Source organism: Bifidobacterium sp. ESL0704 (assembly GCF_029392075.1).
In the GTDB taxonomy this organism is placed as follows: Bacteria; Actinomycetota; Actinomycetes; order Actinomycetales; family Bifidobacteriaceae; genus Bifidobacterium.
Genome location: NZ_CP113929.1, coordinates 172,865 through 197,978, shown reverse-complemented (window position 1 = coordinate 197,978; position 25,114 = coordinate 172,865). Strand labels below are relative to the sequence as shown.

The window sequence follows — 25,114 nt, the reverse complement described above, 5'->3', positions numbered from 1 at the left end:
AAGCAACAATTCTGAAGTCAAAGGTGACATCGAATGACCACCATCAATGGAAACAATCAGGCACAAGGCACGAAACCGGCAAACGAGTCGTCGGGCAAACCTACGGTTTTCAGCGAGATCGTGACGGGCCGCTTGGCGACGATCATCCCGGAGACGCGAGCGCAGGCCACCAAACCACGGTCTTTCATCGACACGCACGTGCATCTGATGAAAACCTCGCTTTATTCGTGGTTCAATTCTTCGAAACCCGCAACATTCGAAGGGCCGTGGGATCCGCTGTTCGCTATGGGCAACTTCACCGATACACAACTGGCGCAGGAGGCGCAGGGCACGCCGGTAGATCTGAAAGGCGCGGTCCATATCCAGGCAAACGCCGATGACCCCATCGCCGAAATCGAGGCGGTGGAGGCCATGGCCGCACGTTCCGCTTGGCCGATCAGGATTGTCGGCGGCGGCGACCTGAGTGACCCCGATATCGAAAGCCTGTTGGAGCGCGAGGCCTCGTTCGCTGACGTGCGCGGCGTGCGGCAGAACCTCAACATCCATCCGCACCCGCTCTATAACTACGTCGACAAATCCTACATGGACGATCCGCAATGGCTCAAGGGGCTCGCACTGCTCAAAAAGTACGCGATGAGCTTCGATATGCAGCTTTATCCAACGCAATTTGCGCGCGCCTGCGAGGTCATCGGCGCCAACCCGGAGACGCTCTTTATCATCGACCACGCCGGAATGTGGGCCGATCGCGATCTCGGCGGATGGCAACTGTGGAGCAAGGGACTGGCTGATCTGGCCGAGCGCAGCAATTGCGTCATCAAGATCTCGGCGCTGGCTTCGCTCGACCATCGCTGGACCTTGGAGAGCATCAAGCCTATCGTCTATACCATTCTCGACGCGTTCGACACCGATCGGGTCATGTTCGGCTCGAATTTCCCCGTCGACAAGCTGCACGGCACCTACGGCGACATCATTCACGGCTTCGTGCGTTGCGTCGAAACACTTTCCGAACCCGAACAGAATGCGCTGTTCGTCAGCAACGCGAAGCGCTGGTATCGGTTCTAGGGGATTGTGGAAACAGTTTCGCCAGTTCGCAGAAGGATGTTGAGGAATTTCCAAAACGATTCCAAAAGGAACTTTCATCCATTCCCGAAGAAATTTCAGGAGTGCTTGACGAATTTCCAGAAGGATTTTCGAAATAATTCTGCGCTGTTCTATTGAGTCTCATCTCCCGTATCTCTCGCTCAGCGAATACGGGAATGGCCCTCGGTAATCTAGAAGGTAGAACCCGTTTGTCAACCTATGTAAGGAACATCCATGCCTTTTGCCTCTTGGAATTGGAATCTCACCGGCGCCAATGCTGACGCGGACCGCGATGCCTTCAACGCGATGACCGCAAACCTGTGGACGCCGGAACAGATTTCGCTGGCTGACGACGCCGACGAAATTCGCGGATTGAGCGATACGGAACGGCTTGCGCTAAATCATATTCTTGCCGGACTTTCCGCCGTCGAATCATTGCAGGCGAGCAACGCGACCAGCGCTTTGAGCGCAGACGCCGGGCGAAGCCGTCTTGGTACGAGCCAGGCGGTCTTGACCGCTGTCGCCTTCACCGAATCGATCCACACAAAAGCCTATTCGACACTTCTCGCCGCGCTCAGCGACAACGGAAACAGCAACGCCGACAACGACAACGATACGCAATCCCCATTTGCGTGGGCACAGCAAAGCGAATCGATGCAGGAAAAACTACGGTTGCTCAATGACATATATGCAACCGCGTTCGATACCGTAAATTCCGCCGTCTCCGGTGCAACCGGCCAAGCAAGCGAAAACACGGATACCTCTGCCAATTCGCCGAACATGTCTTCACCAACCGAAATTGCCGCCCCAAACGCTTCGGACCCCGATTCCGTCACGCCCAATCTTCCCGACCTCGGTGCACTCAAACGGCTCGCGGCGGCGGTGCTGGCAGAGGCTCTGCTGGCGGAATCCGGTTTCTATCTGCCGATGTGGCTTTCCAGCCGCGGGTCGATGACGAAATCTGCCGACATCATCCGCCTGATCAACCGCGACATCGTAGCGTCCGGTTCCTATCTTGGCGCCGTTTATCAGCAAAAACTGGAGATCTTTGACGACATTACCCGCGAATCCATGCGCCAGTATGTCTACGACCTGGCCAACAACCTGTATTTCGCCGAGGAGGACTACAGCTACGAGCTGCCCTACGGTGACCTCGGCCTCGAGGACGACATCGAAAAATTCCTGAGCTATAACGCCAACAAAGCCCTCTCCTATCTGGGATATCCGGCATTATTCCCCGCTGAGATCAGCCAGCCGAACCCGGCCGTCACCGACGAATTGAACGATATGGAATCGGTGAACACAACGCTGAAATCGTCCAGCCTCTTCAACGGCACCAGCACCGGCTTTGCGCCTGCAAATTCCACAACCACCGCAGCCGCGTCTTCCCCGACCTCGACCGGCGCCACTGCGGCCAACAAGGCCGAGGAAACCAGTGACGACGACTGGGACTTCTGAGCCGACGCCCGCGCCAAAGTTCCGCCATATTTGCGCCACTGACCGTTCATAGGCGGCCTCAATATGTGGGATTAAAAATTTGCGCCATATTTGCGCCGTCTGAGCCACATCAGCGACTTGAAAATGCCGGAACTGAGAAATAGCACCACATTTACGCCGCTCAAGTGGCGTCAACGGCTCACCCGCGGCCGGACCACTTCGGGTTGATGCTCATGGTCTGGAAACGCTGCTGCATCACCGAATTGCCAAAATGCTCGCCAAAGAATTGGGCAACCGGCGAGGTTTGCGGCAGCCCGGCGATACGGCCATACCAGCAATCCAGCGCCATCAGGGTGACGACGATATCGATAAGCATGAATACCAGCGCAATCGCCGTCAAGGTGTAACGCCACTTCCACGGGATGAGATTGATGAACTTCAGAATCCTCGGCAACAACTCCCGCAACCAAAGCAGGCCTGCCAGCCCCCAAAAGACCATGTATTTGCCGCTGGTCCGCCCGCCGAAAAGCGGCAGCCAGGCGTTCGAATAATCCCAAGCGACGATGCCGAACGCGACCTGCAAGAACCAGCTGACAAACGCTTCAAACAAGCCACCGATAATCGCGCTGAAAAAGAAAATCAGGACGGCGTTGGCATGCCAAAGCCGATTCAGACACATGGTCAGCACCACGGCGCCGAACCCGTATATCGGCGAGAACGGCCCCCAAATCAACCCTGCGCGGTCCTGCCAAACGTTGAAGAAAATCAGATGGTAGATTTCCTCGGCGATAAGCCCGCCGACGCAACCGACGACAAAAAGCCAGAACACGTTGAAAACATTGAGTTTGACATACCCTTTGCCGCTTGGATCGCGACCGAGCATACCGGCGCCTTTGGCCTCGATATACTCGTCGCGCTCGTCCATTCGCTTCAATTTGCGCTGAACGGCACGCTCGCCGATCAACGCGGGGTCAAGGGCGATCGCGAGCGCCACCAAAATCGCAATCTGGACCACGGAAAGCCCCACGCCAATACCGAGCCCTTGCAACGCCAGCGAGAGCATGCCCTGGGCCACCGTCACGCCCATCAGCACGTAAGCCCATTGCGCCGCGTGCTTGCGCAGGCCTCTCAGCAACATGACACCGAACACAATCAGAACGACGGCGTCGACAAGCGAGACGACAGTCCGCGTACAGGTGAGCAGGAACGTGAGATCAAGCGGATCGGCGTGAAGCCGGCCGGTAAAGAATGCATGGGCGCCATAGAAAATCGCATAACCGACGTACGGCACGCTGACGAGTCCGACCAGCAGAACCAGCACGCCGCAAATACGGCCGATAAGCATCAATCGTTGCGACGCATGGCTCGCAAGATTCCGGTAGGTGTCACCGACGCCCGCCGCAGCACCAGTGACCGAATGCACGGCAGCATCTGCAGCGGCGGTTGCGACCTTGCCGACGGCGTTTGCCGGTGTGCGCACCGAGCTGTGCAACGTTTGCGAAATCTTCGGTTTCCCCGTATGCCCATTATCGGGAGCAGCCCCCATAGTCGACTCCCTTTTACCCCGTCCAAGATCTTCTCGTTATTCCTATAAGGCTACTCCGCGCAGCAGCCACAACCAAATCAGGCGTAACGGGCGTCCTCCGCCATCGGCAAGCGCGCCTAGCCGTCCTCACTCATAGGTATCCAGAATATTGTTCTTGCAGCGTAATACCGACGCTCCAAGCAATGCCTGGCTTCAATCGACCGGATATATTCGCTTTGAACGGAAGATTCACACCCCCAAATATGGTGATATCTCAGGGACAGCAGTGAATATAAACGGAAACCGACAAATCAAGCCGAACGTTTGGCACCTTCCGGCAAACCAACAATCAAGGAGTACGCTATGAGCAATGTGCTGGCCATCGTACGGCGCGACATCGTGCGTCTGTTGCGTGTACCAGCCGCATGGGTAGTCCTGTTCGGGCTCGTGTTCATCCCGCCGCTGTATGCGTGGTTCAATATCGCAGGTTTTTGGAATCCTTACGGCAACACGAACGGCATCGAAGTGATCGTGGTCAACAACGACCGCGGCACCGATTCCAAAGCCATCGGCAAGATGAATATGGGCGCGCAGATCGTGCGCCAGCTCAAAGGCAACCACCAGCTTGGCTGGAAATTCGCCGGCCAGCGTGATGCCATGCAACGCGTTCAATCCGGGGAAAGCTATGCCTCCATCATCATCCCAGATAATTTCAGTGACCGTGTCGCCGGCGTCATCGAGGGACGCGGCGCACGCCCGACACTGGAATATTACGTCAACGAAAAGGCCAACGCCCTGGCCAGCCGCATGACGGACACCGGCGCTTCGACAGTCGACAGCCAGGTCAACGAGACGTTCGTTTCCACGGTAAGCAAGGTGGTTTCCGGCATCGTCAACAAAACCGATGCCGACATCAACGCCAAAGCCGACACAGCCACCGCCGATACCCTCGCCGATCTGGACAAAGCCCAGCAATCCGTCGCCCAGATACGCAGCGATATCACCGACCTCACCGCCACGCTCAACGATGTTCCCGGCAAGACCAGGACAGCGCGCACAATACTCGACAAAACGCAAAAAGCCGGCGCACAGACCTCCAGACAGCTCAAGGGCGCCGCCGATGCAATCGACAATACACAGAACACGCTCAACGATTGGCGCAATAACGCCGACAGCACCCTGAACAACAGCTCGAATCTGCTTTCACAAGCCAGCTCGAACGCGAACATCGCCATCAATTCGGTCGCGGCGGGCCTCACAAAAGCGAACGGAGACGTAGGCTCAGCGCTTTCGACGGCCCAGCAGATCAACAACGACACCAATAGCCTCATCGGCCTTTTAGAGGAAGCCGGCATACCCGGCAGCTCCAGTGCCATCGCCGGTCTCCAAGCGCAGAACAAGCGCCTCGGCGATGCCATCAACATCTTGAACGACCTCAATTCCAGCGAAAATCTCGGCGCGACAACGACCAATACCGTTTCCGCGGCCAACGGCATCGACACTGCCACGCAATCGGCTTTGGGCAACGCCGCGAATGCCAGGAAAACCATCACGACCGGAGCATTGCCCCAGCTGAACAACGGCTTGAACGGCCTTTCGACGGTAGCCGCCACATCCTCGGCCAACCTCGCTTCGCAAGGCTCGCTCATCACGCAATCCTCGCTCGTCTTGAACCAGGTCGACCAGGCCGCAGCCACTGCGGCCAAAGCGCTGGCCGGCACCGACAAAGGATTGGCGAACCTGCAACAGCATCTGTCCACGCTCACCACCGACATCACGGCGCTTTCCAGCTCCTCCACGCTTTCCGGCTCCGGCATTCTGGCAAAATCCGTGGGTGGCGACGGCAAGCTTGACGCTGCAAAAATCGCGGACTTCATGCTCTCACCCACCGTTCTCGATACAAAAGTCGTCTATCCGGTCACCACCTACGGCTCCGGTATGGCACCGCTATTCACGAACCTGACGCTGTGGGTCGGGGCATTCATGCTGGTGGTGCTGATGAAGCTGGAAGTGGACGACGAGGGGCTGGAAGACGAGCCGACGCCCGGGCAGCGTTATTGGGGACGTTGGATTCTTCTCGCGCTGATCGCGACGACACAGGCCATCGTCACCGTGCTAGGCGAGCTCGTCATCGGCGTGCAATGCCACAATGTGCCGATCTTCCTCATCACCTCGATGCTCGCCTCGATGGTCTACGTCAGCATCACCTACGCGCTCTCGACCTCGTTCATGCACGTCGGCAAGGCGCTGTGCGTGGCCTTGGTCATCGTTCAGATTCCAGGTTCGTCGGGCATGTACCCCATCGAGATGATGCCGAAGTTCTTCCGCGACATGTACCCCTACTTCCCGTTCACCTATTCCATCAACGCGTTGCGCGAGACCATCGCGGGCTTTTACCATGCCGACTGGTTCATCAATATGGGTCATCTGATGATTTTCGCCGTCCTGTTCTTTATCCTGGGCCTCGCGGTCAAGCCGCATATGGGCAATCTGCACAGCCTGGTCGACCGTCAGCTCAAGGCCAGCGACATCATCACCAATGAACCCGCGTTGCACAAGACCCACGAATACCGGATTTCACAGGCTCTGAGCATGTTGGCCAACAAAGAGGAATATCGTGCCGGCATCGAGGAAAGAGCCCGCAGATTCGCCTTGCTCTACCCCAAGCTGATGCGCGGAGCGTTGGCATGCGGCATTGCCATCCCGGCGGCCATGGCCATCACCTTCTCCCTGACCACAGGCACCAAGGTGGTTGCGCTGGCCGCATGGGTCATCTGGTTTTTGGTCACCATCATTTTCCTGGCTGCCGTCGAGTCGATCCGCGACAGCCTCGCCCGTCAGGTCCGCCTGGGCAATCTTGAAGACGATGCGGTACGTTCGTTGCTCTACGTCCGTCAACGGCCGCGCAAGAAGGCAGCAGCGAGAAAGCATGACGGGTCTTCCCCAGACAGCCGATTCGACATTACGGCAACGACAACGCAACCCGCTTCGCTTTCCTCGGATTCCTCCATTCCGGTAGAGGCCACACCTCGGCAACAACCTGCGGTTTCACCGGCCACGGCTGAAAATAGCGAAGCTGAAACAAGTCAGCCGGATACTCTGGCTTTTGATACCGGGGACATCGAGACCTTGAAAAATGAATTGGACAATGCCGCAAACCCCCGAAACGACAGCCAAGAACGTAACGGACAGAAAGGAGGTGACCGGTGATGAGAACAATCTGGAGACTCTTCCGCGGTGATGTTCGACGCATCACCAGCAACATCATCTCGATCATCATCCTGATGGGGCTGGTCGTCATCCCCGCGCTCTTTACATGGTTCAATGTCACCGCGAGCTGGGATCCGTTCGGCAACACGAAAAACCTCAAATTCGCGGTCGCAAGCGTGGATGCCGGCTATTCCAGCGATCTGATGCCCGTGAAAATGAAACTCGGCGACCAGGTCATCGGCCAGTTGCGCGCCAACAGCCAGCTCGATTGGACCTTCACCACTCGCGACAAGGCCATCGAGGGGACCAAAGCGGGCACCTACTACGCGGCGGTCATCATCCCCAAGGATTTCAGCCGCAACATGATGACCTTCTTCTCCTCAAACGCCAAGCACGCCACCCTTGAGTACTACACCAACGAGAAGAAGAACGCCGTCGCGCCGAAGGTCACCGGGCAAGGCGCAGACCAGATCTCCAAAGAGGTCAACGAGATGTTCGCGCGTACCATCACCGGCACCGCACTGAGCGTGGCGAACGGATTGTCAAAGCAGCTCGATTCCTCCGACGCCCGTAATCGTCTGACCACATTCAACGGCAATATCAACGATCTGGCCAGCCAGCTCAATGACTCCGCTACGAGTGTAGACGCCTACGCGGGTCTTATCGACGTCTCGCAGACCCTGCTTTCGAGCTCCTCGGCCCTGCTTGGCAACGCCTCGAACGGTACCGGCGAATCGTTGCGACAGCTCCACAAGGCCGGCGGCAGCATCAACGACGTTTCGAGTGCGCTCACCACCGCGGCTTCCGCGCTGTCGCAAGCGTTGAAGGCCAGTAGCTCAGGCAACGCGGCTATCGGCACGAGCATCGGCAACGCCTTCGACAGCGCCGGCAAATCCTCCGCCGACGTTTCGGCGACACTGCGTAAACAGGCGGGTCTCATCGGCGAGCAAGCGGCACAATACCAGAAAATCCGGGATACGTTGGCCGGCTTGCCGACCGTCCCGGACGAAGCGCTTGCCAGTCTTGACGACATTATCGCGCACCAAAAGGCCCTGCAAACCGCTCTGAATACTTCAGCCAGCGATTTGGAGACGAAAACCGGAGACGCAGCGCGGCAACGCGAGCAAATCGTCAGCCTCACTAATCAATCAAAAACCGCCATCGACGGGCTCAACGCCAACTTCTCAGCGACCTTGAAACCGCAGATTGCCAGCATCACTTCGTCGCTTTCATCCGTTTCTGGTACTCTTGGCACCGGGGCCGCCGACCTCAACAACGCGGTGACGGCGCTCAACGGCACCGCCAATCAGGCCAGCGACAAACTCCAACAGGCACGAACGACACTCAGCAACACCTCAGCAACGCTTTCACACGCCAGCGGCAAACTGGCCACGTTCAGCCAGCAATTGACCGAAGCGCTCAACAGCGGCGACATGGCCAAAGTCAAGAAACTGCTTTCCGGCGATCCCGACAAGCTCGCGGCCACTCTCGCCGCACCCGTCGCGCTGAAACGCAACGCGGTGTTCCCGGTCGAGAATTTCGGCACGTCGCTGACCCCGTTCTATACGTTCATTCCGCTATGGGTCGGCTCGCTCCTAATCGCACTGACCATCAAAACCGACGTTTCACGTGGGTCTCGGCGCAGGCTGGGCGAGATCGGTTCCGGTTGGGGCTGGTTGCGTAAACGCCAGCGACAGCGCCAGAAGCGGCGCGGCTCCGACAACAGGGCCGAAACGTCGCCTGCCGTTCTTTCCTCTGCGGACGCTGCCAGCATGGCACAAAACCATGCCGCAGACGTTGCCACGCTTGCCGGTGCCAGCAATGACAGTGACAGCGCATCTGGAGACGCACCGTCGGCGGATCCGGGAACCTCAGACGAGGTCAATACGCTCGTTCTCAATCGTCCAATCGATACCGATAACGAAACCACACAGCGTATAGACGCAGCCAGCGTCAACGCCGATACCGCACCCCAGACTGCTGCAGGTCTTGCCTCACCGGATGACGAATCCATCCCCATCGATGACGCCGGACGCCTGTTCACCGAACCGAAGCCCTACCAGCTCTTCCTCGGACGCTTCGGCATCTTCGCTTTCATTTCCCTACTGCAAAGCACCTTCTCCTGCGCCGGCACATTGCTCTTCCTGCGCGTCCACGCGGTTCACCCGATGCTGTTCATGCTTTCCGGCTGGGTTTCTGGGTTAGTCTATGCGTTTGTCATTTACACATTGGTGGCTTGCTTCGGCACCATCGGCAAAGCGATGTCGGTGATTGTGCTTGTCATGCAGATTTCCGGTTCCTCCGGCACCTACCCGCTGCAGGTGCTACCGAAATTCGTGGCGGTCATCAACCCGTTCCTGCCGGCCACCCATTCGATCCAAGCCGCCCGCGCCGCCATCGCCGGCATCTATCAGAACGATTTCTGGATTCAGCTGGGTATCGTCCTGATCTACGCCGCCGTGATGCTCGTCATCGGTCTGCTCATGCCGAAGCCTTCAAAATTCAACACCTGGTTCTCCAAGCAAATGGAACGCACCAAGCTGATCTGAGTCTAGAGACCAAACCGTCAGTCTTGCACCTTGGCGGCCTTGGTCGGGTTGACGAACGAAATCGGCGCGTCACCTTGCTGTGCGCCCTCGACTTGTGCACCAGTTGAAGCCGGCTTGCCACCCGCTGCCTCGTATGCCTCGCGCGCCTTGTCGTCGTTCCATTGCTCACCGACCAGAACGCCGTGGTTCAGCATGATCTCGCGCTGCGCACACGAGGCGACCAGCGCATCATGTGTCACGACGATAATCGTCGTGCCTTGTTCGTGCAGCTCACGGAAGAGGTCGAGCACGATCTTCTCGTTTTTCTCGTCCAGGTTGCCTGTCGGCTCGTCGGCCAGAATAAGCTTCGGGTGATTGATCAGCGCACGGGCGATGCACACACGCTGCTGCTCGCCGCCGGAAAGCTCGCTCGGCAGGTGCTTTGCGCGGTCCTTCAGCCCGACGTGGTCAAGGGCTTCAAGTGCTTCCTTCTCGTCGACCACCGAATGGTAGTACTGCGCCACCATCACGTTCTCGACGGCGGTGAGGTGCGGTACGAGATAGAACTTCTGGAAGACCAAGCCGATGACGTTCTTGCGCACATCGGCCAGCTGGGTGGCGTTCAGATCGTTGAGTTCGCGGCCTTCCAGCGTCACCGAACCCTTGGTGGGCGAATCCATGCAGCCGATGATGTTCATCAACGTGGTCTTGCCGGAACCGGACGAACCGACTACCGCAAGCCACTGCCCTGCCGGGACGGTGAGACTGAGGTCATCCACCGCGTGAAGGTCGCCGTAGATCTTCGAAATATGATCAAGTTCGAGCAGCATAGCCACTCCTTTCATTCATTACCAAATAATTGTTGCGTCGCTGCTGGTAAACGGACTCTACCGTCGTTTACAAGTCCGTTTACCAGCATCTACGTTGTTGCCTACGCTGATTAACACATTCATCGGATTCATCCGTTTATCAGTAGCCATTCACATTGCTGCTGGTAAACGGACTCTTAGAACGTGTCAGAGTCCGTTTACCAGCACTACCGCGCCCATTCTTGTCATTACGTTCCTCGCTCACACGCCGATTGGCAGTCATCGTCACTTTCGTGCTGGTAAACGGACCTTTGCCGCGCGTTAAAGTCCGTTTACCAGCACTACCGTCGATTTTCACGGCCAACCGTATTCCCGTATCATGGTATTTTTCATGCTCACTCCTCCTGCAGCACGACAGCCGGGTCAATCCGTACCGCGTTGCGCACAGGCGGCAACGAAGCGAGCACCGCGACCAGCATCGCCACCAACACAGAAGCGAGCGCCAGCGGCCAATTGAGCGACAACTTTTGCCCGAATACGGCAGAACTCAACGCGCGGGCGAGCACATAGCCGATGGCGGTACCAAGCAACCCCCCGATCAGCCCGTAAAGCGCCGCCTCGACTGTGAACTCCACTGCGATATCGCCAGATGAGGCACCGAGCGCCTTGCGTAAGCCGATTTCGTTGCGCCGCTGGGAGACGATGGACGAAATCGTGGTGCCGACCCCGACGAGCGTCAGCACAAGCACCACCACGGTGACAATCCAGAACAGCGTCTGCAGCATCGTAATGATACGGACATTGGACGAGGTGATCTTCGTGACCTTCTGCGCCTTGGCGTTGAGCGAGGCCTTCTTATTGACCGCATTTGTCAAGTCGCTCAGCCCGGCATCGCTTGCGTCAACGGAGAATTCGACGACGTCCGCACCGCGCTCAAAGCCGGTGAGCTTGTTGACGTCAAGATTGTTGGCATAGACCATATCATCCTCGCTGCCGCCGGTGTCGACGATGCCGTCCACCCGGAATTCCATCCCACCCGCGTTGGGAGCCGTGGGCTTCCATTCAGCGGGCTCGACCGAACCGGAATAATTATCGGCATTCTTGAGGCTTGAACCCACCGATTCCCATACCGCGAGGTTGACGGAACCGGGGCTTGCGGCAGACATCTTCATACCCGGCATGCTTTGTGCGCCCTTCATACCTTGTGCGCCCGTAGCCGACATATCCATACCCGGCATATCGGGGGTCTTGGCCTCCGCCGATATGCCGTCCAGCGCCTTGCCCAGCTTGTCCTTCACCGTCGCGTCGGCCATGCCCTGCCGCACATCATCGGCATGCGACGAATCGGACATATTCATGCCCTTCATGTTTTGCGTGTCATGACCCGACGAATTGCCGTTTGCCGGTGCGGCTGAGCCGGTGCTGGAACCATCAGTGTCACTGCTACCACTGGTCGAGCTGTTCGAACCTGAGCTTCCACTGCCCGAACCAGCGTTGCCGGAACCATTGGAACCATCAGTTCCGCCAGCCGCGGCGGCCACGTTCTTGCCAGGACTGTACTTGATAGTGATAACCGAACCAATCTTGGCGTCGAGTTTCGTCGCCGCGTCGCGTCCGAGCATCACCCCGCCGTTCGATGGCCATTTACCTTCCACACTCCAGTGATGGTTCAGCGCCTTCACCTCGTGCGGATCGATGCCCGCCACCACAAACGGCAACGAGTTGATACGCGTATTTTCGTATCGGTACGAAGCCGAACGTTCAGAACCAACACTTTTAACCGCCGTATCCAGCGCTTCGACGGATTTCCGGTCAAAGCCGGAATCCGCCACATTGTCACCGTTAGCGCTTTCAACGGCCTTTCCGCCGACGGTCCGCTGGGTCGGGGTCACAATGAGATTGGCACCGTAAGCACGCATCTCCTCGTTCATCTGCTGCGGCACCGCCACACAAATCGCCGCGAGACAGAAAAGCGTCGCCGCACCCACCAGAGACGCGACCACAGCCATCAAAGCCCGCGAGCGCCGCCGGAACACCGCGCTCAAGAGCATGCGGAAAAACATACGACGATTCGTCATCGGCCGCCCATCGGAGACACCGACGGCGTTTGCGGCGGTGCTTGCTCTGCCTTCAGCAGGCGGGGCGACGCGCCTGTCAACGCTGCTACCGACACCTGAATCATGCTGGTCACGTTTCACATCACTCATGCCGTCCTCCTTTCATTCCCGTCATTTCCGCCATTTCCTGCGATAAAGCCATATAGCGCACAGCGCACCCGCATATTCCGACGTTGGCATTGATACTTGCGCGTGCGCTCATACCCATTGCGATCAGCGACCATGCAGCACCTCCGCCGGACGCAGGTGCAGAATCGAACGGATCGAGGAGAACGAGGCAATCAGAATGGTCACGGTCAACAGCACGAATACCAGCACGAATACCATCGGCCGCATCACCACCCCCGAGCCGAAAACGACATGCCCGATGACCTGCGCGAGCAACGATCCAAGCCCGGCACCGACCAGTCCGCCAATCAGCGAGATGACCGCCGTTTCGGTGAGCATCAGCCTTGAAACCGCACCATCCGTCGCGCCGATGGCTTTCAAGAGCGCCAGTTCCGAACCGCGCTCACCGATTGAAGACGCCATGAGATTGGCCACGGCGATGGCCGCCGCAATCAGACTCAAGGCGGTCATCAAAATCATCACCGCCTGCGTCTTGTGCAAAACGTCGCCCTGCAACGCCGCCACCTGCCGTACCTGCTTGGCAACGGCTCCCGGCATGACCTCCTCGATCTGATAGGCGATTGAAGACGGATAGGCCGTGCAATACCAGGTCTCCCACTCCTCCTGGCTCAGTGCCGCCGGGTCTTTCTCAGCCTTGCGTGCCAACGCGTTCTCGGGAGTGGTGAGCGCCTTGACCTCGATTTTGTCGATGGAATCCGGCAAATCGGAGAGCCTCTGAGCCGACCACGAAGGAATGTACAGACCGCTCGAATCATTGTCGCCCGAATCGAAAATCCCGACAACCCGCACACGCTGGCTGCGATGCTGTCCGTCGGCCGCGACCTTGGAAACCGTAACGGTCTGCCCGACTTTGGTATGGGTATCACCGGCCAGTTCCTTGCCCATCATCCCCTGAACGACACCGTTGGCATTCTCGGAATGAGATTTGTTTTCCTTGTTTTGCGTATTTGGGAAGTCGGCAGTAACGGTTTGCTTTCCGCTATTGTCATCCATGTCCGTATTCGTATTCATGTCGTTTTCGGATTGCCCGGACACTTGGCCACTACCAGTCTTACCGGCATCAGCCGCCGCAACGACCTTGCCGGTTCCTGCAGCCCCCGTTCCGTCCTTGGCCCAGGCCCCGTCGATCTTCCACCACGAACGCATGCCCTTGACTCCGGCGACGACGCTCTCGCCGGTCGCAAGCGGCACTTTCTTGGCGAACCACGTCCCCGTCACCGGCACATTACGCCCATCGATCGTGGCGTTCACGTTGAGTTCCGGCGCGAAATCGGTGATATTGAACGCCCAGAACGTCGTCTTGATGCTGGGCACGTCCGATTCCTTGAGGAACGAAGTCGGGTCGGCGGTTTCGGCGCCATTGCCCGCGTCGGCAGTATTGTACAAGTCCGACACCACCGCGTCGGCCTTGGGACGCACCACGATATTCGAGCCGTACGTCGACAGTTCGGCATTGAGTTTGTCGCCCACATCGAAGACGACACCGAGCATCGCCACGCAGATCGTGGCCGACAGGCATACGGTCACCGCAATCAGCAACCGCCGCTTGAGCTGCCGTGAAAACGAGCGAAACACCATTCGTAACAGGAACATTACCGTCACCCTCTTTTCATCACAAAACTGTTGTGCTCATCTATGGTCCAAGCACGGCAACGCAACCAATCCGTTCTGTCCCGACATGGGTTCGCGGCATAATTCCGCTTCTGAGCCACAAACCCATGATGAAGGGCTTCCAGAACATGGGTTCGCGGCATCAACCGCCGTCCAAGCCCAAAAACCATGTTGGAATAATCGTGCATGAGCGTCATCGTCTCCCTCATTCCTTGAAATGCGACGACAACGCGTCGAGGTCGGAGGTGTGTATGGTGATCTTGCCGTGCGATGCCTCGAACGGGAACGGAATCGGGTTGCATCCGCCCTTGAAGCCGATGGTCGCCACGTTCATCTCCACTTCGCAGCGCTTGCAGATGATCTTGCCGTCTTTTTCGTAATAGCCCGCGTCGCCGCAGGTCAGGCAGGCGTCAAGGCCGACGCCGTAGGAGCCGCCGTTCTTCTTGATGATGATGAAGCGCATCACCGTGCCGTCCTTGGCCTTGTACTGGAAGCGGTGCAGATGGCCGTCATCCACCTTGTTGAAGGCGATGGTGGCGATGCCGTTATGCTGTGAATACCCTTCCGGCGGCGAAAGCGAAGGTTGTTCGTGGACTTTGGCGACACCGGCCGTCAGCGCGACCGTCACCACAATCATGGCGATCAGGCTCCATACTCCTGCGGCTTTGGCACGACGCCGGAACGCTTTGTGTTCGCGGACCACGGCATCATTGGCACCGGCCAACGGCGTGCGGAACCCGGCAACGATGGAGGCAATGACGGGAATAATAAATACCAATACCGAAGCGATGACCAGTTTCATATCATTGTTCGCCGCAACGATCAGCGCGCTGAACGCCGTTCCGTCGAATTCGACGATCATCATCGACATCAGCAGCGAGCAGAGCTGTGTCAGGTGGCGAATCAGCAAAACCAGCAGCATCAGCATCGAAGCCGCTAGGAAACTGCCGCGCACGGCGGTCGTGCGCATGGTGCGGAAAATGGCCGCCACCACAACGGCTGCGGCAATACCCAAGGCGAAGCCAAGCGCGCGCAGCAGCATCTTGGAAGTGAACGGAGATTCGCCGGTCTCCACAAAACTGGTCAGCTGCATGAAGACGTCCTGCGAGGCGAAGAACGTAGTCAGTGCGATGCCGATCGCGCAGACCGCGTTAGCCACATGGAGTCGAACCGGATGCTTGTGCCAGTCGCGCACAAGCCGTTTCGAACAGGCCATAATCGCCAGAATGAGTACGTCGCACACCACACAGCCAATGAGTACCGGCAGATTGACCCCGGAGCGCCGATCGACAATGACCAGCACGCGCAACACCGTAAAGATCAACGCCGCCACAATCCCGACGAGCAGCCCATAAAGTCGCCACTGCCGGCTGACGGGCCTATCGCGTCCCTCGCCCACACCGAGCAGCACGCTCAGCGTCATCACGAGCAGCGCCGGCGCCACCATCCCCGGCAGCGCCCCCACAAATTCCTCGAGCATTTCTCGAATCCTTATCCTTGCCAGTCGCAATTAGCTAGCTTTTATCTCATTACCAAGGAATCAACTGACGCAGTTGTCTGGGAATATACTTGCTTCGACACCCTTACTGGCTGAGCTGTTAAGCGAAAAGTCCAGTGGACTTTTTCGTAAGCTCAGTGAGCGCGATGTATCGAGCGCGAAGGCAAAATCTGCGATTTTGCTTAGGCCAAGCTTTACGTCTCAGCAAGCATATTCCCAGACAACTACTCAACCAACGAATCATTAGCATTAACAATTAAATGAGATAGCAATACGGAATAAACGTAAACTGCTAAATCTTCGCGAGCTAAACGTTACGTCAGTTAAAAACATTCGCAACCAAGCAAAAACTATTTTTATCCGCTCCAGTCGCTTTACATCATGGTGAACATCCATCTCGTAGTGAATTAGATCCGTTGAGTGGTGGGGCGATATGTGTTGTGTGAAACCGTAAAGACTTGGCCTGAGCGGCCCGGAGCGTGTTGAACACAATACATATCGCCCCACCACGTCAGTTAGTTATCTGCAGAAGCAGTCACCATTGATGCACGACGTAGTTCCAGTCGAAGCTCGCCACGATCGGCTTGGTCCAGAAACGTCCCTTGACGCCGGTATCCGGGTCGACGTGCAGCGTCCAGCCGTTGGTTTCGGGGCTGTAGATGGTGTAGGTGAGCTTGTACTGCCCGGCCTTGTCGAGCTTGATGTTCGCGCCGTAGTGCGGCCCGTCGTCGGCGTTCATCTCCATGAACGTGCCGTCCTGCTTGTTGTTCGGGTCGTTCTTGTCCTGAATCTGGTATTTGACGGTAAGCTTCGGGATGAAGTCGCCGGTGCCGTAGCCCAGGTTGTTGTCCTTCAACGCGTGGATGTCGGCCTCGAGGTGCAGGTTCGACTCGGCCGCAGAAAGGCCCATCCCCTGCGGGTACATGTCGACCGGCTGGAAGTAGACGGTCGCGATGTTGAGCGGGAAGATCTGCTGGTCGTGTCCGATCGGAATCTCCTCGAACTTCGCACCGTTGCTGTTGGCCTTCTTCTGGGCGCTCTGCGAGGATGACGAGCTGGCCTTGCCCTTGTCGCCCGATCCGGAAGCGGAGCCCGAGCCGTTCGACCCGCACGCGGCCAACGAGAACGCGAGCGCCCCGGCGACCACAGCGGTCAGCAGGCCGGTGAGTTTGCTTTTCTTCATTGTTTTCTCCTATTTGTTGTGTAATGGTTGTTACTCTGTTTTGTTTCTGTCCGCAGTTGTATAAGACGAATTCGGCAACCGCTCAATCAATACGCGCCAAGCCATATCGCAGCTTTCCCTGTAAGGGGAATATCCGTCATCTGTCGAACGTCTATGTGTGCCGAACGATTTTGTTCACCGCTTGCTCCCGGAACCGTTGGAGCCGGCATTATGATCAAGCCACTAACCGCTGTCATGCTGATCGTCTGCCTGCAATAGTGCCGGATATCCGCAATCGCAAACCACACGATACGGGCCGTGCCCGCAGCGATATTCCGTTTTCTCATCTATGCCAACGCCTCCTTGCAATCAGAAGATCCGGCACTTTTCGCCACCTTTTCGCGGTGCTTGCGAATACCGAAAACGACGAACAACCCGATAATCACCACGGCGGCAATAATCTGCGCGACGATGGTTTCTGTATATGGGTAGAGCCCAAGCCATTCGTTGGTCGGCATACTTGCCAGATACGTTCCGTTGACGGCGTCTCCTTCGATGAGCGAATGCACGCCGCCACCTGCGAACGTAACGGCCAAGACGGCCAACAATACCGACGTGATCAGGAAGAACGGATGCAACGGGATATGGACGGAAGTGAAGCGAATCAGCACAAAGACGATAATCAGCACGACCGCAGCCGCCAAGCCGCCAATCCACATGCCGCGCGAATCCTTCGTCATCGAATAGACGCTCTGATAGAACATCACCGTCTCGGCGCCCTCGCGGAAGACCGCCAGGAAGCTCAGCATGGCCAGTGATACCACCCCGGCGAACGTCAGTGAATCAGCCGCCGCGACATTCGAAATCGCCTTCTTCGTTTTGCTGCCGATATAAGACTTCCACGCCTCGGTATCGGATTTCGAAAGCATCCAGTTGCTGGTGTAGATGAGCATGAGCATCGCGATCAGCGCGACCACGCCCTCCATGATCTCCTGCTGCGGCCCGTTGCCGTTGAAGAACACCGCGAAGAGCACCGCCATCAGCCCCGAACCGATGAGCCCGACAACGACGCCGAGATAGATCCAACGCACCAGTTTCTTGTTGCCACTTTTAAGCATGTAGGCGATAATGGCCGCGACCACGAGCAGTGCTTCAAGCCCTTCGCGTACCAGAATCAGGAACGACTGGCCGATGGAGCTGGTGGCGAATTTCGTGGCGCCGTTGACTTGGGCCTCGGCTCCGCCGTCGAGTTTTTTGGCGTCGACAACGAGATTGGCCTTGAGCTCATTGGCCTGTTTTTTGATACTCGCCGGCGCATCCCCGCGTATCATGGCTTTGCGCAGTTCCTTGAAACAGCTTTCCATATAGGAGACGCGCGAGCCGGAAATCGCGTTCATCACGTTTTTCTCGAACCCGAGCTTTTCGTAGTACTGGTAGTAGGCGACGTTCACCTTATCGGAACCTTTTTCACCGTCGCCGGCTTTGGCTGCGGCAACGCCCTGATCGATGACCTTGCCCATCTGCCCGGCCACCTGAAGCCAGGTGCGGCTCCCCTTACCGTAGAACTTGGTCTTCTTGTTCTTCTGCAGGACTTTGCGCTGCGCCTTGACCGTTTGCTCAATCCGAGCCGCATATGCCTTAGGCTTGGCGAGATTCGGGCTGGCGTCAAGTTGTGCGGCAGCCGTATTAAGTTCGTTGGAAAGCGCGGCAATCTGCGAGCCAAGATCGGCGCCATGCCCATCGCCATACGTCAGTTGCTGTACGGACTGGAACTGGCTCATCTCGCCCTGCTGGCGATCAGCACCAAGCGTTTCCTGCACAGCCCTGCCGAAGTTGGAGGCGGTATATCTGGTCGAAACCGCACTCATCTGCGAGGCAGCCGTAGCCTTGTCCCCGGAAGCGTAAGTGCTGCCAACCTGTGTAAGCCCCTTACCAAGCTCTTTGGCCACCCCGCTCCAGGTGTCATCTTCCGCCGTAACGCTATCCGCCACAGGCCGCACTGAATGTCCCTGATTCTCAAGGCTTGTATCAGGCAGAAAAGCACCCGTCGCGAACGCAAAACCGCTGGATTTTGCCTGATTCTCAGTCGCTTCTGTTCCATTGGAGTACGGGTATTCTGGAGCTGTCTGGTTAATTTGTACTAGCTGACCTGTTTCAGCTCGTAGATTTGAATGTTGCGAAGCATCCGAGCTTACAGAATTTGAGGCTTTGTTATCCGCTGCAATTGCAGAATTCTGTGGCACCAATAGCGATGCGATCATCGCCGCCACCGCCAGCAATGGCAACAGTGCCACAAACTTGGTCAGTCCCGCCTTCACACGCATTGCCGCTCCGCTTCACTCTGTTCTGCGACAGTGTTGTGCCGCAATGACTACAGAGTAAAGGAAAACCACAAAGAAAAAAAGACTTGTTTTTTAAATTGTTTTATGCTACAAACCCCGAAATTTCAATATTTTTTGGCATCGTATCCAACACTGACCAGTTTTGGACAACGACGAATCCTTGTCGTTCTCAAAACTCAAGCAGCTTCTGAATATGGCCAACGGCAATCTCTCGGTTCACCTGACCCAAGTTGAAGGAAGCCGGTTACGTTTCCATCAACAAAACCTTCGAGGGCAGGAAGCCGGTGATTACGTTTCAGCGACTTCGACAGGCAGGAACGCGTTTGCAACGTATCTGCATAATCTTCAGGTTTTGTTGAAGTCTGCAACGGACAAATCATCTTCTTCAAAGAAACAAGTCACAATCAATATGCCAAGTTATATTTATTTGATGAACGAGCGGATATCACTTGGCATATCTCCAATAAGGGGCGAGGAATGGCACACATCAGCGACGAGATGATAGACCCCGAACTGCGAAGCACGGGGAAGATAATCCGGCGCGTTCTGCCATATTTCACCCCTACTTCAATCCGTTGGGCAAATATGGCAACACGTCTGCTGAACGGCGTCAACTATACACATTTGCATTATGAACAGCGGCATCTTCGCAGACCCGACGGCACCGATCTACGTATCTGTATCTACCGGCCAAAGACAAAAACTACTGGCAAGGCCGCCAATGCAGATTCGTCCTCGACTTCGGTTCCTGGCATCCTTTGGATACATGGAGGCGGATTCGCCCTTGAATCCCCGGAACTTGAAGCCTTTTATTTTGAAAAGATTGTGGACGCCACCAATGCCGTTCTTGTAGCTCCAGACTACCGTAAATCCACAGAAGCGCCGTATCCTGCAGCTCTTGAGGATTGCTATTGGACACTGCTGTGGCTCAAAGACCACGCCAAGCAGCTGGGTGCGCGCCCAGACCAATTGATTGTCGCAGGAGCCAGCGCAGGCGGCAATCTTACAGCCGCGGTGAGTCTTTTGGCACGGGACCGGAAAGACGTCAATATCGCGTTCCAAGTACCAATTTGCCCGATGCTTGACGACCGAGAGACCCCGAGCTCGTGCGACAGCGATGCCCCTGTCTGGAACACAGCTTCGAACCGCCTGTCCTGGAATATGTATCTGGGGAAGCGAAGAGTTACCGGCAATGTACCGGCGTATACCGCTCCAGCCAGGGCTCAAGATTTAAGCGGGCTTCCCCCAACGTTGAGCTGTGTAGGCGATATCGAACCGTTCCACGATGAAACGGTCACCTATATGGATCGTCTGGCCGCCGCGGGCGTGGAGACGAGGTTTCGCGTTTTTCCGGGTGCGTTCCATGTCTTCGATGCGCTGGTACCCCATGCCAGAGTCTCTGAAGAAGCGACAACATTCCTGCTAGACGGCTTCAGATATGGCATCAAGAATTTCTTCGCTAATCAAAATGAACATTGCTGTTCCTTTACCGAATATAAATCAAATCATAGTTTCACTGTTTATCTAAAATAAGTCATATCCGGCTAATGCCAAGATGACGACTGGACGGTATTTCCAAAATCTTCTTTTCAATACCGAGAAGGAATGCAGAGGTCAAATTCCGCTCTTTTGTTGCGGGGCGGGGCCCTCATAGGCGATGTCTAAGGACAGCTAACGAAGCCCGCTCGGCTAAAATTTGTCGGTTCTGCGCAGCCGCGCCGCCGTACCCGCAATAACATCGAGACGATGGAATTCGCGCAGGAATTCTTTCACGGGAAGACTCCGTCGTGCGAGGGATCTTGCCGTCGAGTCCCGTGCTTTGCAGGTGTGGGGTTTTCAAAGGTAGGGAAACCGTGTTTTCTTGCGGGTCCCGCATGGCCGGGGGCCTCCGGCCGGGGAACGGCGGGACGGCGGCGAAGCGCGGGACCGGGCCGGGGGACGGCCGCCGGCGGGTGTCCGGCCTGCCGTGCCCCCGTCCCGTGCGTGCCCGCGCGGCGCCGGCCCGCCGCGTGTGCCCGGCGGCCTGCACGCCCGTGCCCGCGGGGCCGTGCGGGTGTGCGCGGGCATACGAAAAGGGGAGGGCCATGAGGCCTTCCCCTTTGTGAAGTGTGATGCGGCGGCGGGCTACTCTCCCACACCCTATCGGGTGCAGTACCATCGCCGTGCCAGGCCTTAGCTTCCGGGTTCGGAATGGGACCGGGCGTCTCCCCTGGGCTATGGCCGCCGCAAATCTTATGTTATCACGGTCCCGGGGACCGCGGCATGTGGCGGCTCGGGAACCGGAAAGCGGACGCGTGTCTGATGCATATCGAGTTGTGCCATTCCAGCGCTAGTGTCGCCCGAATGTCATTCGCAGAGGAATCCCCACGCCCAACCGCGATGGTTGGAGTGTGATTGCCTTTCGGCCGTTAGTACCGGTCGGTCGGCTTCCACGTCCGGCCTATCAACCAGGTGTTCTCCACCCCTCGCGGGGCTTCCACGTCCGGCCTATCAACCAGGTGTTCTGACCTGGGGCCTACAGAGGCTCGAAGCCTCAAGGAATACTGATCTCGGAGCAGGCTTCCCGCTTAGATGCTTTCAGCGGTTATCCCTTCCGAACGTAGCCAACCGGCCGTGCCGCTGGCGCGACAACCGGCATACCAGAGGTTCGTCCACCCAGGTCCTCTCGTACTATGGGCAGGTCTCCTCAATATTCCAACGAGCGCAGAGGATAGAGACCAAACTGTCTCACGACGTTCTGAACCCAGCTCGCGTGCCGCTTTAATCGGCGAACGGCCGAACCCTTGGGACCTGCTACAGCCCCAGGATGCGACGAGCCGACATCGAGGTGCCAAACCATCCCGTCGATATGGACTCTTGGGAATGATCAGCCTGTTATCCCCGGGGTACCTTTTATCCGTTGAGCGATGCCGCGCCCGTGCGCCGGCACCGGATCAGCCCGCTTGTGTAAATTGCACTCATACTATCTCCGACTTTCGTCCCTGCTCGACCCGTCAGTCTCACAGTCAAGCCCGCTTGTGCGATTGCACTCAACACCCGATTGCCAACCGGGCTGAGCGGACCTTTGAGCGCCTCCGTTATCCTTTGGGAGGCAACCGCCCCAGTTAAACTACCCGCCAGGCACTGTCCCTGACACGGATGACGTGTCGAGGTTAGACATCAAATGGAGACAGAGCGGTATTTCACCTTGCGGCTCCACGATGGCTGGCGCCACCGCTTCGAAGCCTCCCGCCTATGCTACACAGTTTCCACCTAATGACAATACCAAGGTATAGTAAAGGTCCCGGGGTCTTTTCGTCCTTCTGCGCTTAACGAGCATCTTTACTCGTACTGCAATTTCGCCGAGCTCCTGGTCGAGACAGTGGGGAAGTCGTTACGCCATTCGTGCAGGTCGGAACTTACCCGACAAGGAATTTCGCTACCTTAGGATGGTTATAGTTACCACCGCCGTTTACCGGGGCTTGAATTCACCGCTGCCCCCGAACGAGTCGGGATGACGGATCCTCTTAACCTTCCGGCACCGGGCAGGCGTCAGTGCATATACAGCGGCTTGCGCCTTCGCATGCACCTGTGTTTTTGGTAAACAGTCGCTACCCCCTGGTCTGTGCCACCCCCCCGAGGCTCCCCGCGCAAGGCGGTTCACCCCAAGGGGTCTCCCTTATACCGAAGGCACGGGAGTGATTTGCCGAGTTCCTTGACCAGGATTCGCTCGATCGCTTTGGTATTCTCTACCTGACCACCTGTGTCGGTTTGCGGTACGGGCGCCGCAGCACCTCGCGCCGAAGCTTTTCTCGGCAACGGAAACCACCGGATTCGGCCCCAACGGGCCCCACCATCGCGCCTCGCCGTATTGTGTCGCGGATTTGCCTACGACACACCGGCTGCACGCTTGGCCACGGACTACCACCGCCGCGGCCGGCTCTTCCATTGCGTCACTCCTGCGCTGGCCTACCGGAAGGTCTGTCCCAACCACACCGCATCAGCCACCCCGAAGGGGGAGGCATCCGCGGAGCGGGAGGTTAGTACCCGACTTTCGGTCTTGACGGTCCTGCGCCGGTACGGGAATATCGACCCGTTCGTCCATTCGACTACGCCTGTCGGCCTCGCCTTAGGACCCGACTCACCCGGGGACGATGAACGTGGCCCCGGAACCCTTGGTCATCCAGCGGACGGGATCCTCACCCGTCTCTCGCTACTCATGTCTGCATTCTCGCTCCCGCACGGTCCACGGCGAGCTTACGCTGCCGCTTCACCCCGTACGGGACGCTCTCCTACCCAGTGCCAAAAGGCACTGCCGCGTCTTCGGTGGCGTGCTTGAGCCCCGCTACATTGTCGGCGCGGAACCACTAGACCAGTGAGCTGTTACGCACTCTTTCAAGGATGGCTGCTTCTGAGCCAACCTCCTGGCTGTCTATGCGACTCCACATCCTTTCCCACTTAGCACGCGCTTCGGGACCTTAGACGACGATCTGGGCTGTTTCCCTTTCGACGACGGAGCTTATCCCCCGCCGACTCACTGCCGCGCTCTACCACACGGGTATTCGGAGTTTGGTTGCCGTCGGTACGCGATACGCGCCCTCAGGCATCCAGTAGCTCTACCCCCCGGTGGAACCACGCGACGCTGCACCTAAATGCATTTCGGAGAGAACCAGCTATCACGGAATTTGATTGGCCTTTCACCCCTAGCCCCAAGTCATCCCCCCAGTTTTCAACCTAGGTGGGTCCGGTCCTCCACGCGGTCTTACCCGCGCTTCAACCTGCTCAGGGCTAGATCATCCCGCTTCGGGTCCAGGACAAGCGACTCAAACGCCTTTTGAGACTCGCCTTCGCTACGGCTCCCCACGACGGGTTAGCCTCGCCACTTGCCACTGACTCGCAGACTCATTTTTCGATAGGCACGCCGTCACCCCACCCACTAAGGAGGCTCCGACGGTTCGTAGGCGCACGGTTTCAGAAACTATTTCATTCCCCTCCCGGGGTGCTTTTCACCTTTCCCTCACGGTACTCGTTCGCTATCGGTCAGACAGTCATATCTAGGCTTACCCCACGGTCGGGGCGGATTCACACGGGATTCCACGAGTCCCGTGCTACTTGGGAACCTGGATCGGAAGGCAGCGCGCGACCGGCTACGGGGCCATCACCCTCTACGGCCGGGAATTCAATCCCGTTCGCCTAGCACGCCGCTTTATGACTTCCGCCGGACGCTCCAGCATCCGGGCACCAGGCCCCACAACACCCGCCGCGCAACGCCTGGAGGCTATCACACGCGGCCGGTTTGGCCTGATCCGCTTTCGCTCGCCACTACTCACGGAATATCCTTTCCTGCAGGTACTGAGATGTTTCACTTCCCTGCGTACCCCCCGCACGAATGCGGTGCCGGCCCATACGGCCGGCGGGTCCCCCCATTCGGAAATCCTCGGATCAAAGCCCTGTCGGCGGCTCCCCGAGGCCTATCGCGGCCCCACACGTCCTTCATCGGTACTGTCTGCCAAGGCATCCACCATACGCCCTTACCAGCAACACACACCCACACAAGGAATGCATGCCGCAAGGACCACTGCGAAAAACTCTGGACAACACATCATCACACTAAAATGATCACAAAACGATCGACCAAATCCCCAATTAGAAAATCGGAGACCGGTCTTAAAAATTGCATCTAACAA

General features: G+C 57.5%; 12 protein-coding genes, 2 rRNA genes and 2 pseudogenes. 6 read left to right on the top strand and 10 right to left on the bottom strand.

The genetic code is table 11. The features are described 5' to 3' along the window. Window positions 1-33: 33 nt before the first annotated feature. On the top strand, window positions 34-1,062 hold the full coding sequence (locus tag OZX64_RS00620) for an amidohydrolase family protein (RefSeq protein WP_277173042.1): 1,029 nt from the start codon (window positions 34-36) through the stop codon (window positions 1,060-1,062). 252 nt (window positions 1,063-1,314) lie between these two features. Further along, on the top strand, window positions 1,315-2,538 hold the full coding sequence (locus OZX64_RS00615) for a ribonucleotide-diphosphate reductase subunit beta (protein WP_277173040.1): 1,224 nt from the start codon (window positions 1,315-1,317) through the stop codon (window positions 2,536-2,538). Window positions 2,539-2,716: 178 nt separating this feature from the next. Here the strand turns inward: OZX64_RS00615 and OZX64_RS00610 are convergent, their stop codons facing one another. Next, window positions 2,717-4,063 carry a putative ABC transporter permease gene (locus OZX64_RS00610; protein WP_277173038.1) on the bottom strand — a complete coding sequence of 449 codons (1,347 nt, stop codon included), beginning with the start codon at window positions 4,061-4,063 and terminating at the stop codon, window positions 2,717-2,719. A 342-nt stretch (window positions 4,064-4,405) separates the two neighbouring features. Here OZX64_RS00610 and OZX64_RS00605 point away from each other — a divergent pair, with 342 nt between their 5' ends. Beyond that, entirely contained in the window at window positions 4,406-7,252 is a 2,847-nt protein-coding gene (locus OZX64_RS00605; protein WP_277173036.1) for a YhgE/Pip domain-containing protein, read from the top strand. Then, on the top strand, window positions 7,252-9,801 hold the full coding sequence (locus OZX64_RS00600) for a YhgE/Pip domain-containing protein (RefSeq protein ID WP_277174913.1): 2,550 nt from the start codon (window positions 7,252-7,254) through the stop codon (window positions 9,799-9,801). Before OZX64_RS00605 ends, OZX64_RS00600 begins: the two co-directional genes overlap by 1 nt. Window positions 9,802-9,818: 17 nt before the next feature. Here the strand turns inward: OZX64_RS00600 and OZX64_RS00595 are convergent, their stop codons facing one another. The 7 genes and pseudogenes from OZX64_RS00595 to OZX64_RS00570 form a co-directional block, all read right to left on the bottom strand. Next, a complete protein-coding gene (locus OZX64_RS00595; protein ID WP_277173034.1) occupies window positions 9,819-10,610 on the bottom strand; it encodes an ABC transporter ATP-binding protein in 792 nt (263 codons plus the stop codon). A 374-nt stretch (window positions 10,611-10,984) separates the two neighbouring features. Continuing rightward, window positions 10,985-12,667, bottom strand: a complete 1,683-nt coding sequence (locus OZX64_RS00590) for an FtsX-like permease family protein (RefSeq protein ID WP_277174912.1) — start codon at window positions 12,665-12,667, stop codon at window positions 10,985-10,987. Window positions 12,668-12,919: 252 nt separating this feature from the next. Beyond that, window positions 12,920-13,729: pseudogene (locus OZX64_RS08865) on the bottom strand (FtsX-like permease family protein); the annotation flags it as partial. Window positions 13,730-13,933: 204 nt separating this feature from the next. After that, window positions 13,934-14,428 (bottom strand): annotated as a pseudogene (locus OZX64_RS08860) (ABC transporter permease); the annotation flags it as partial. Window positions 14,429-14,651: 223 nt separating this feature from the next. Continuing rightward, window positions 14,652-15,926, bottom strand: a complete 1,275-nt coding sequence (locus OZX64_RS00580; protein ID WP_277173030.1) for a Fe-S-containing protein — start codon at window positions 15,924-15,926, stop codon at window positions 14,652-14,654. Between the two features lie 553 nt (window positions 15,927-16,479). After that, the gene (locus tag OZX64_RS00575) at window positions 16,480-17,127 is read right to left on the bottom strand and encodes an iron transporter (protein ID WP_277173029.1); all 648 of its coding nucleotides are present in this window, start codon (window positions 17,125-17,127) and stop codon (window positions 16,480-16,482) included. A gap of 326 nt (window positions 17,128-17,453) precedes the next feature. After that, complete coding sequence (locus OZX64_RS00570; protein ID WP_277173026.1) at window positions 17,454-19,097, bottom strand: FTR1 family protein; 1,644 nt, start codon at window positions 19,095-19,097, stop codon at window positions 17,454-17,456. Between the two features lie 493 nt (window positions 19,098-19,590). Here OZX64_RS00570 and OZX64_RS00565 point away from each other — a divergent pair, with 493 nt between their 5' ends. Then, window positions 19,591-19,950 (top strand): transcriptional regulator, encoded by a 360-nt coding sequence (locus OZX64_RS00565; protein WP_277173024.1) that lies wholly within the window; start codon window positions 19,591-19,593, stop codon window positions 19,948-19,950. Beyond that, on the top strand, window positions 19,926-20,981 hold the full coding sequence (locus tag OZX64_RS00560) for an alpha/beta hydrolase (RefSeq protein ID WP_277173022.1): 1,056 nt from the start codon (window positions 19,926-19,928) through the stop codon (window positions 20,979-20,981). Before OZX64_RS00565 ends, OZX64_RS00560 begins: the two co-directional genes overlap by 25 nt. A gap of 578 nt (window positions 20,982-21,559) precedes the next feature. On the opposite strand, the gene rrf is transcribed toward OZX64_RS00560, so the two are convergent. Continuing rightward, window positions 21,560-21,676, bottom strand: a 5S ribosomal RNA gene (rrf, locus tag OZX64_RS00555). 194 nt (window positions 21,677-21,870) lie between these two features. Beyond that, a 23S ribosomal RNA gene (locus tag OZX64_RS00550) occupies window positions 21,871-24,970 on the bottom strand. Window positions 24,971-25,114 lie beyond the last annotated feature (144 nt).

What these genes read in the sequence shown, in the direction of transcription:
- OZX64_RS00620 (WP_277173042.1), top strand. Translation starts at nt 34, where the DNA reads ATGACCACCATCAATGGAAACAATCAGGCACAAGGCACGAAACCGGCA.
- OZX64_RS00615 (WP_277173040.1), top strand. Translation starts at nt 1,315, where the DNA reads ATGCCTTTTGCCTCTTGGAATTGGAATCTCACCGGCGCCAATGCTGAC.
- OZX64_RS00610 (WP_277173038.1), bottom strand. Translation starts at nt 4,063, where the DNA reads ATGGGGGCTGCTCCCGATAATGGGCATACGGGGAAACCGAAGATTTCG.
- OZX64_RS00605 (WP_277173036.1), top strand. Translation starts at nt 4,406, where the DNA reads ATGAGCAATGTGCTGGCCATCGTACGGCGCGACATCGTGCGTCTGTTG.
- OZX64_RS00600 (WP_277174913.1), top strand. Translation starts at nt 7,252, where the DNA reads ATGAGAACAATCTGGAGACTCTTCCGCGGTGATGTTCGACGCATCACC.
- OZX64_RS00595 (WP_277173034.1), bottom strand. Translation starts at nt 10,610, where the DNA reads ATGCTGCTCGAACTTGATCATATTTCGAAGATCTACGGCGACCTTCAC.
- OZX64_RS00590 (WP_277174912.1), bottom strand. Translation starts at nt 12,667, where the DNA reads ATGACGAATCGTCGTATGTTTTTCCGCATGCTCTTGAGCGCGGTGTTC.
- OZX64_RS00580 (WP_277173030.1), bottom strand. Translation starts at nt 15,926, where the DNA reads ATGCTCGAGGAATTTGTGGGGGCGCTGCCGGGGATGGTGGCGCCGGCG.
- OZX64_RS00575 (WP_277173029.1), bottom strand. Translation starts at nt 17,127, where the DNA reads ATGAAGAAAAGCAAACTCACCGGCCTGCTGACCGCTGTGGTCGCCGGG.
- OZX64_RS00560 (WP_277173022.1), top strand. Translation starts at nt 19,926, where the DNA reads ATGGCACACATCAGCGACGAGATGATAGACCCCGAACTGCGAAGCACG.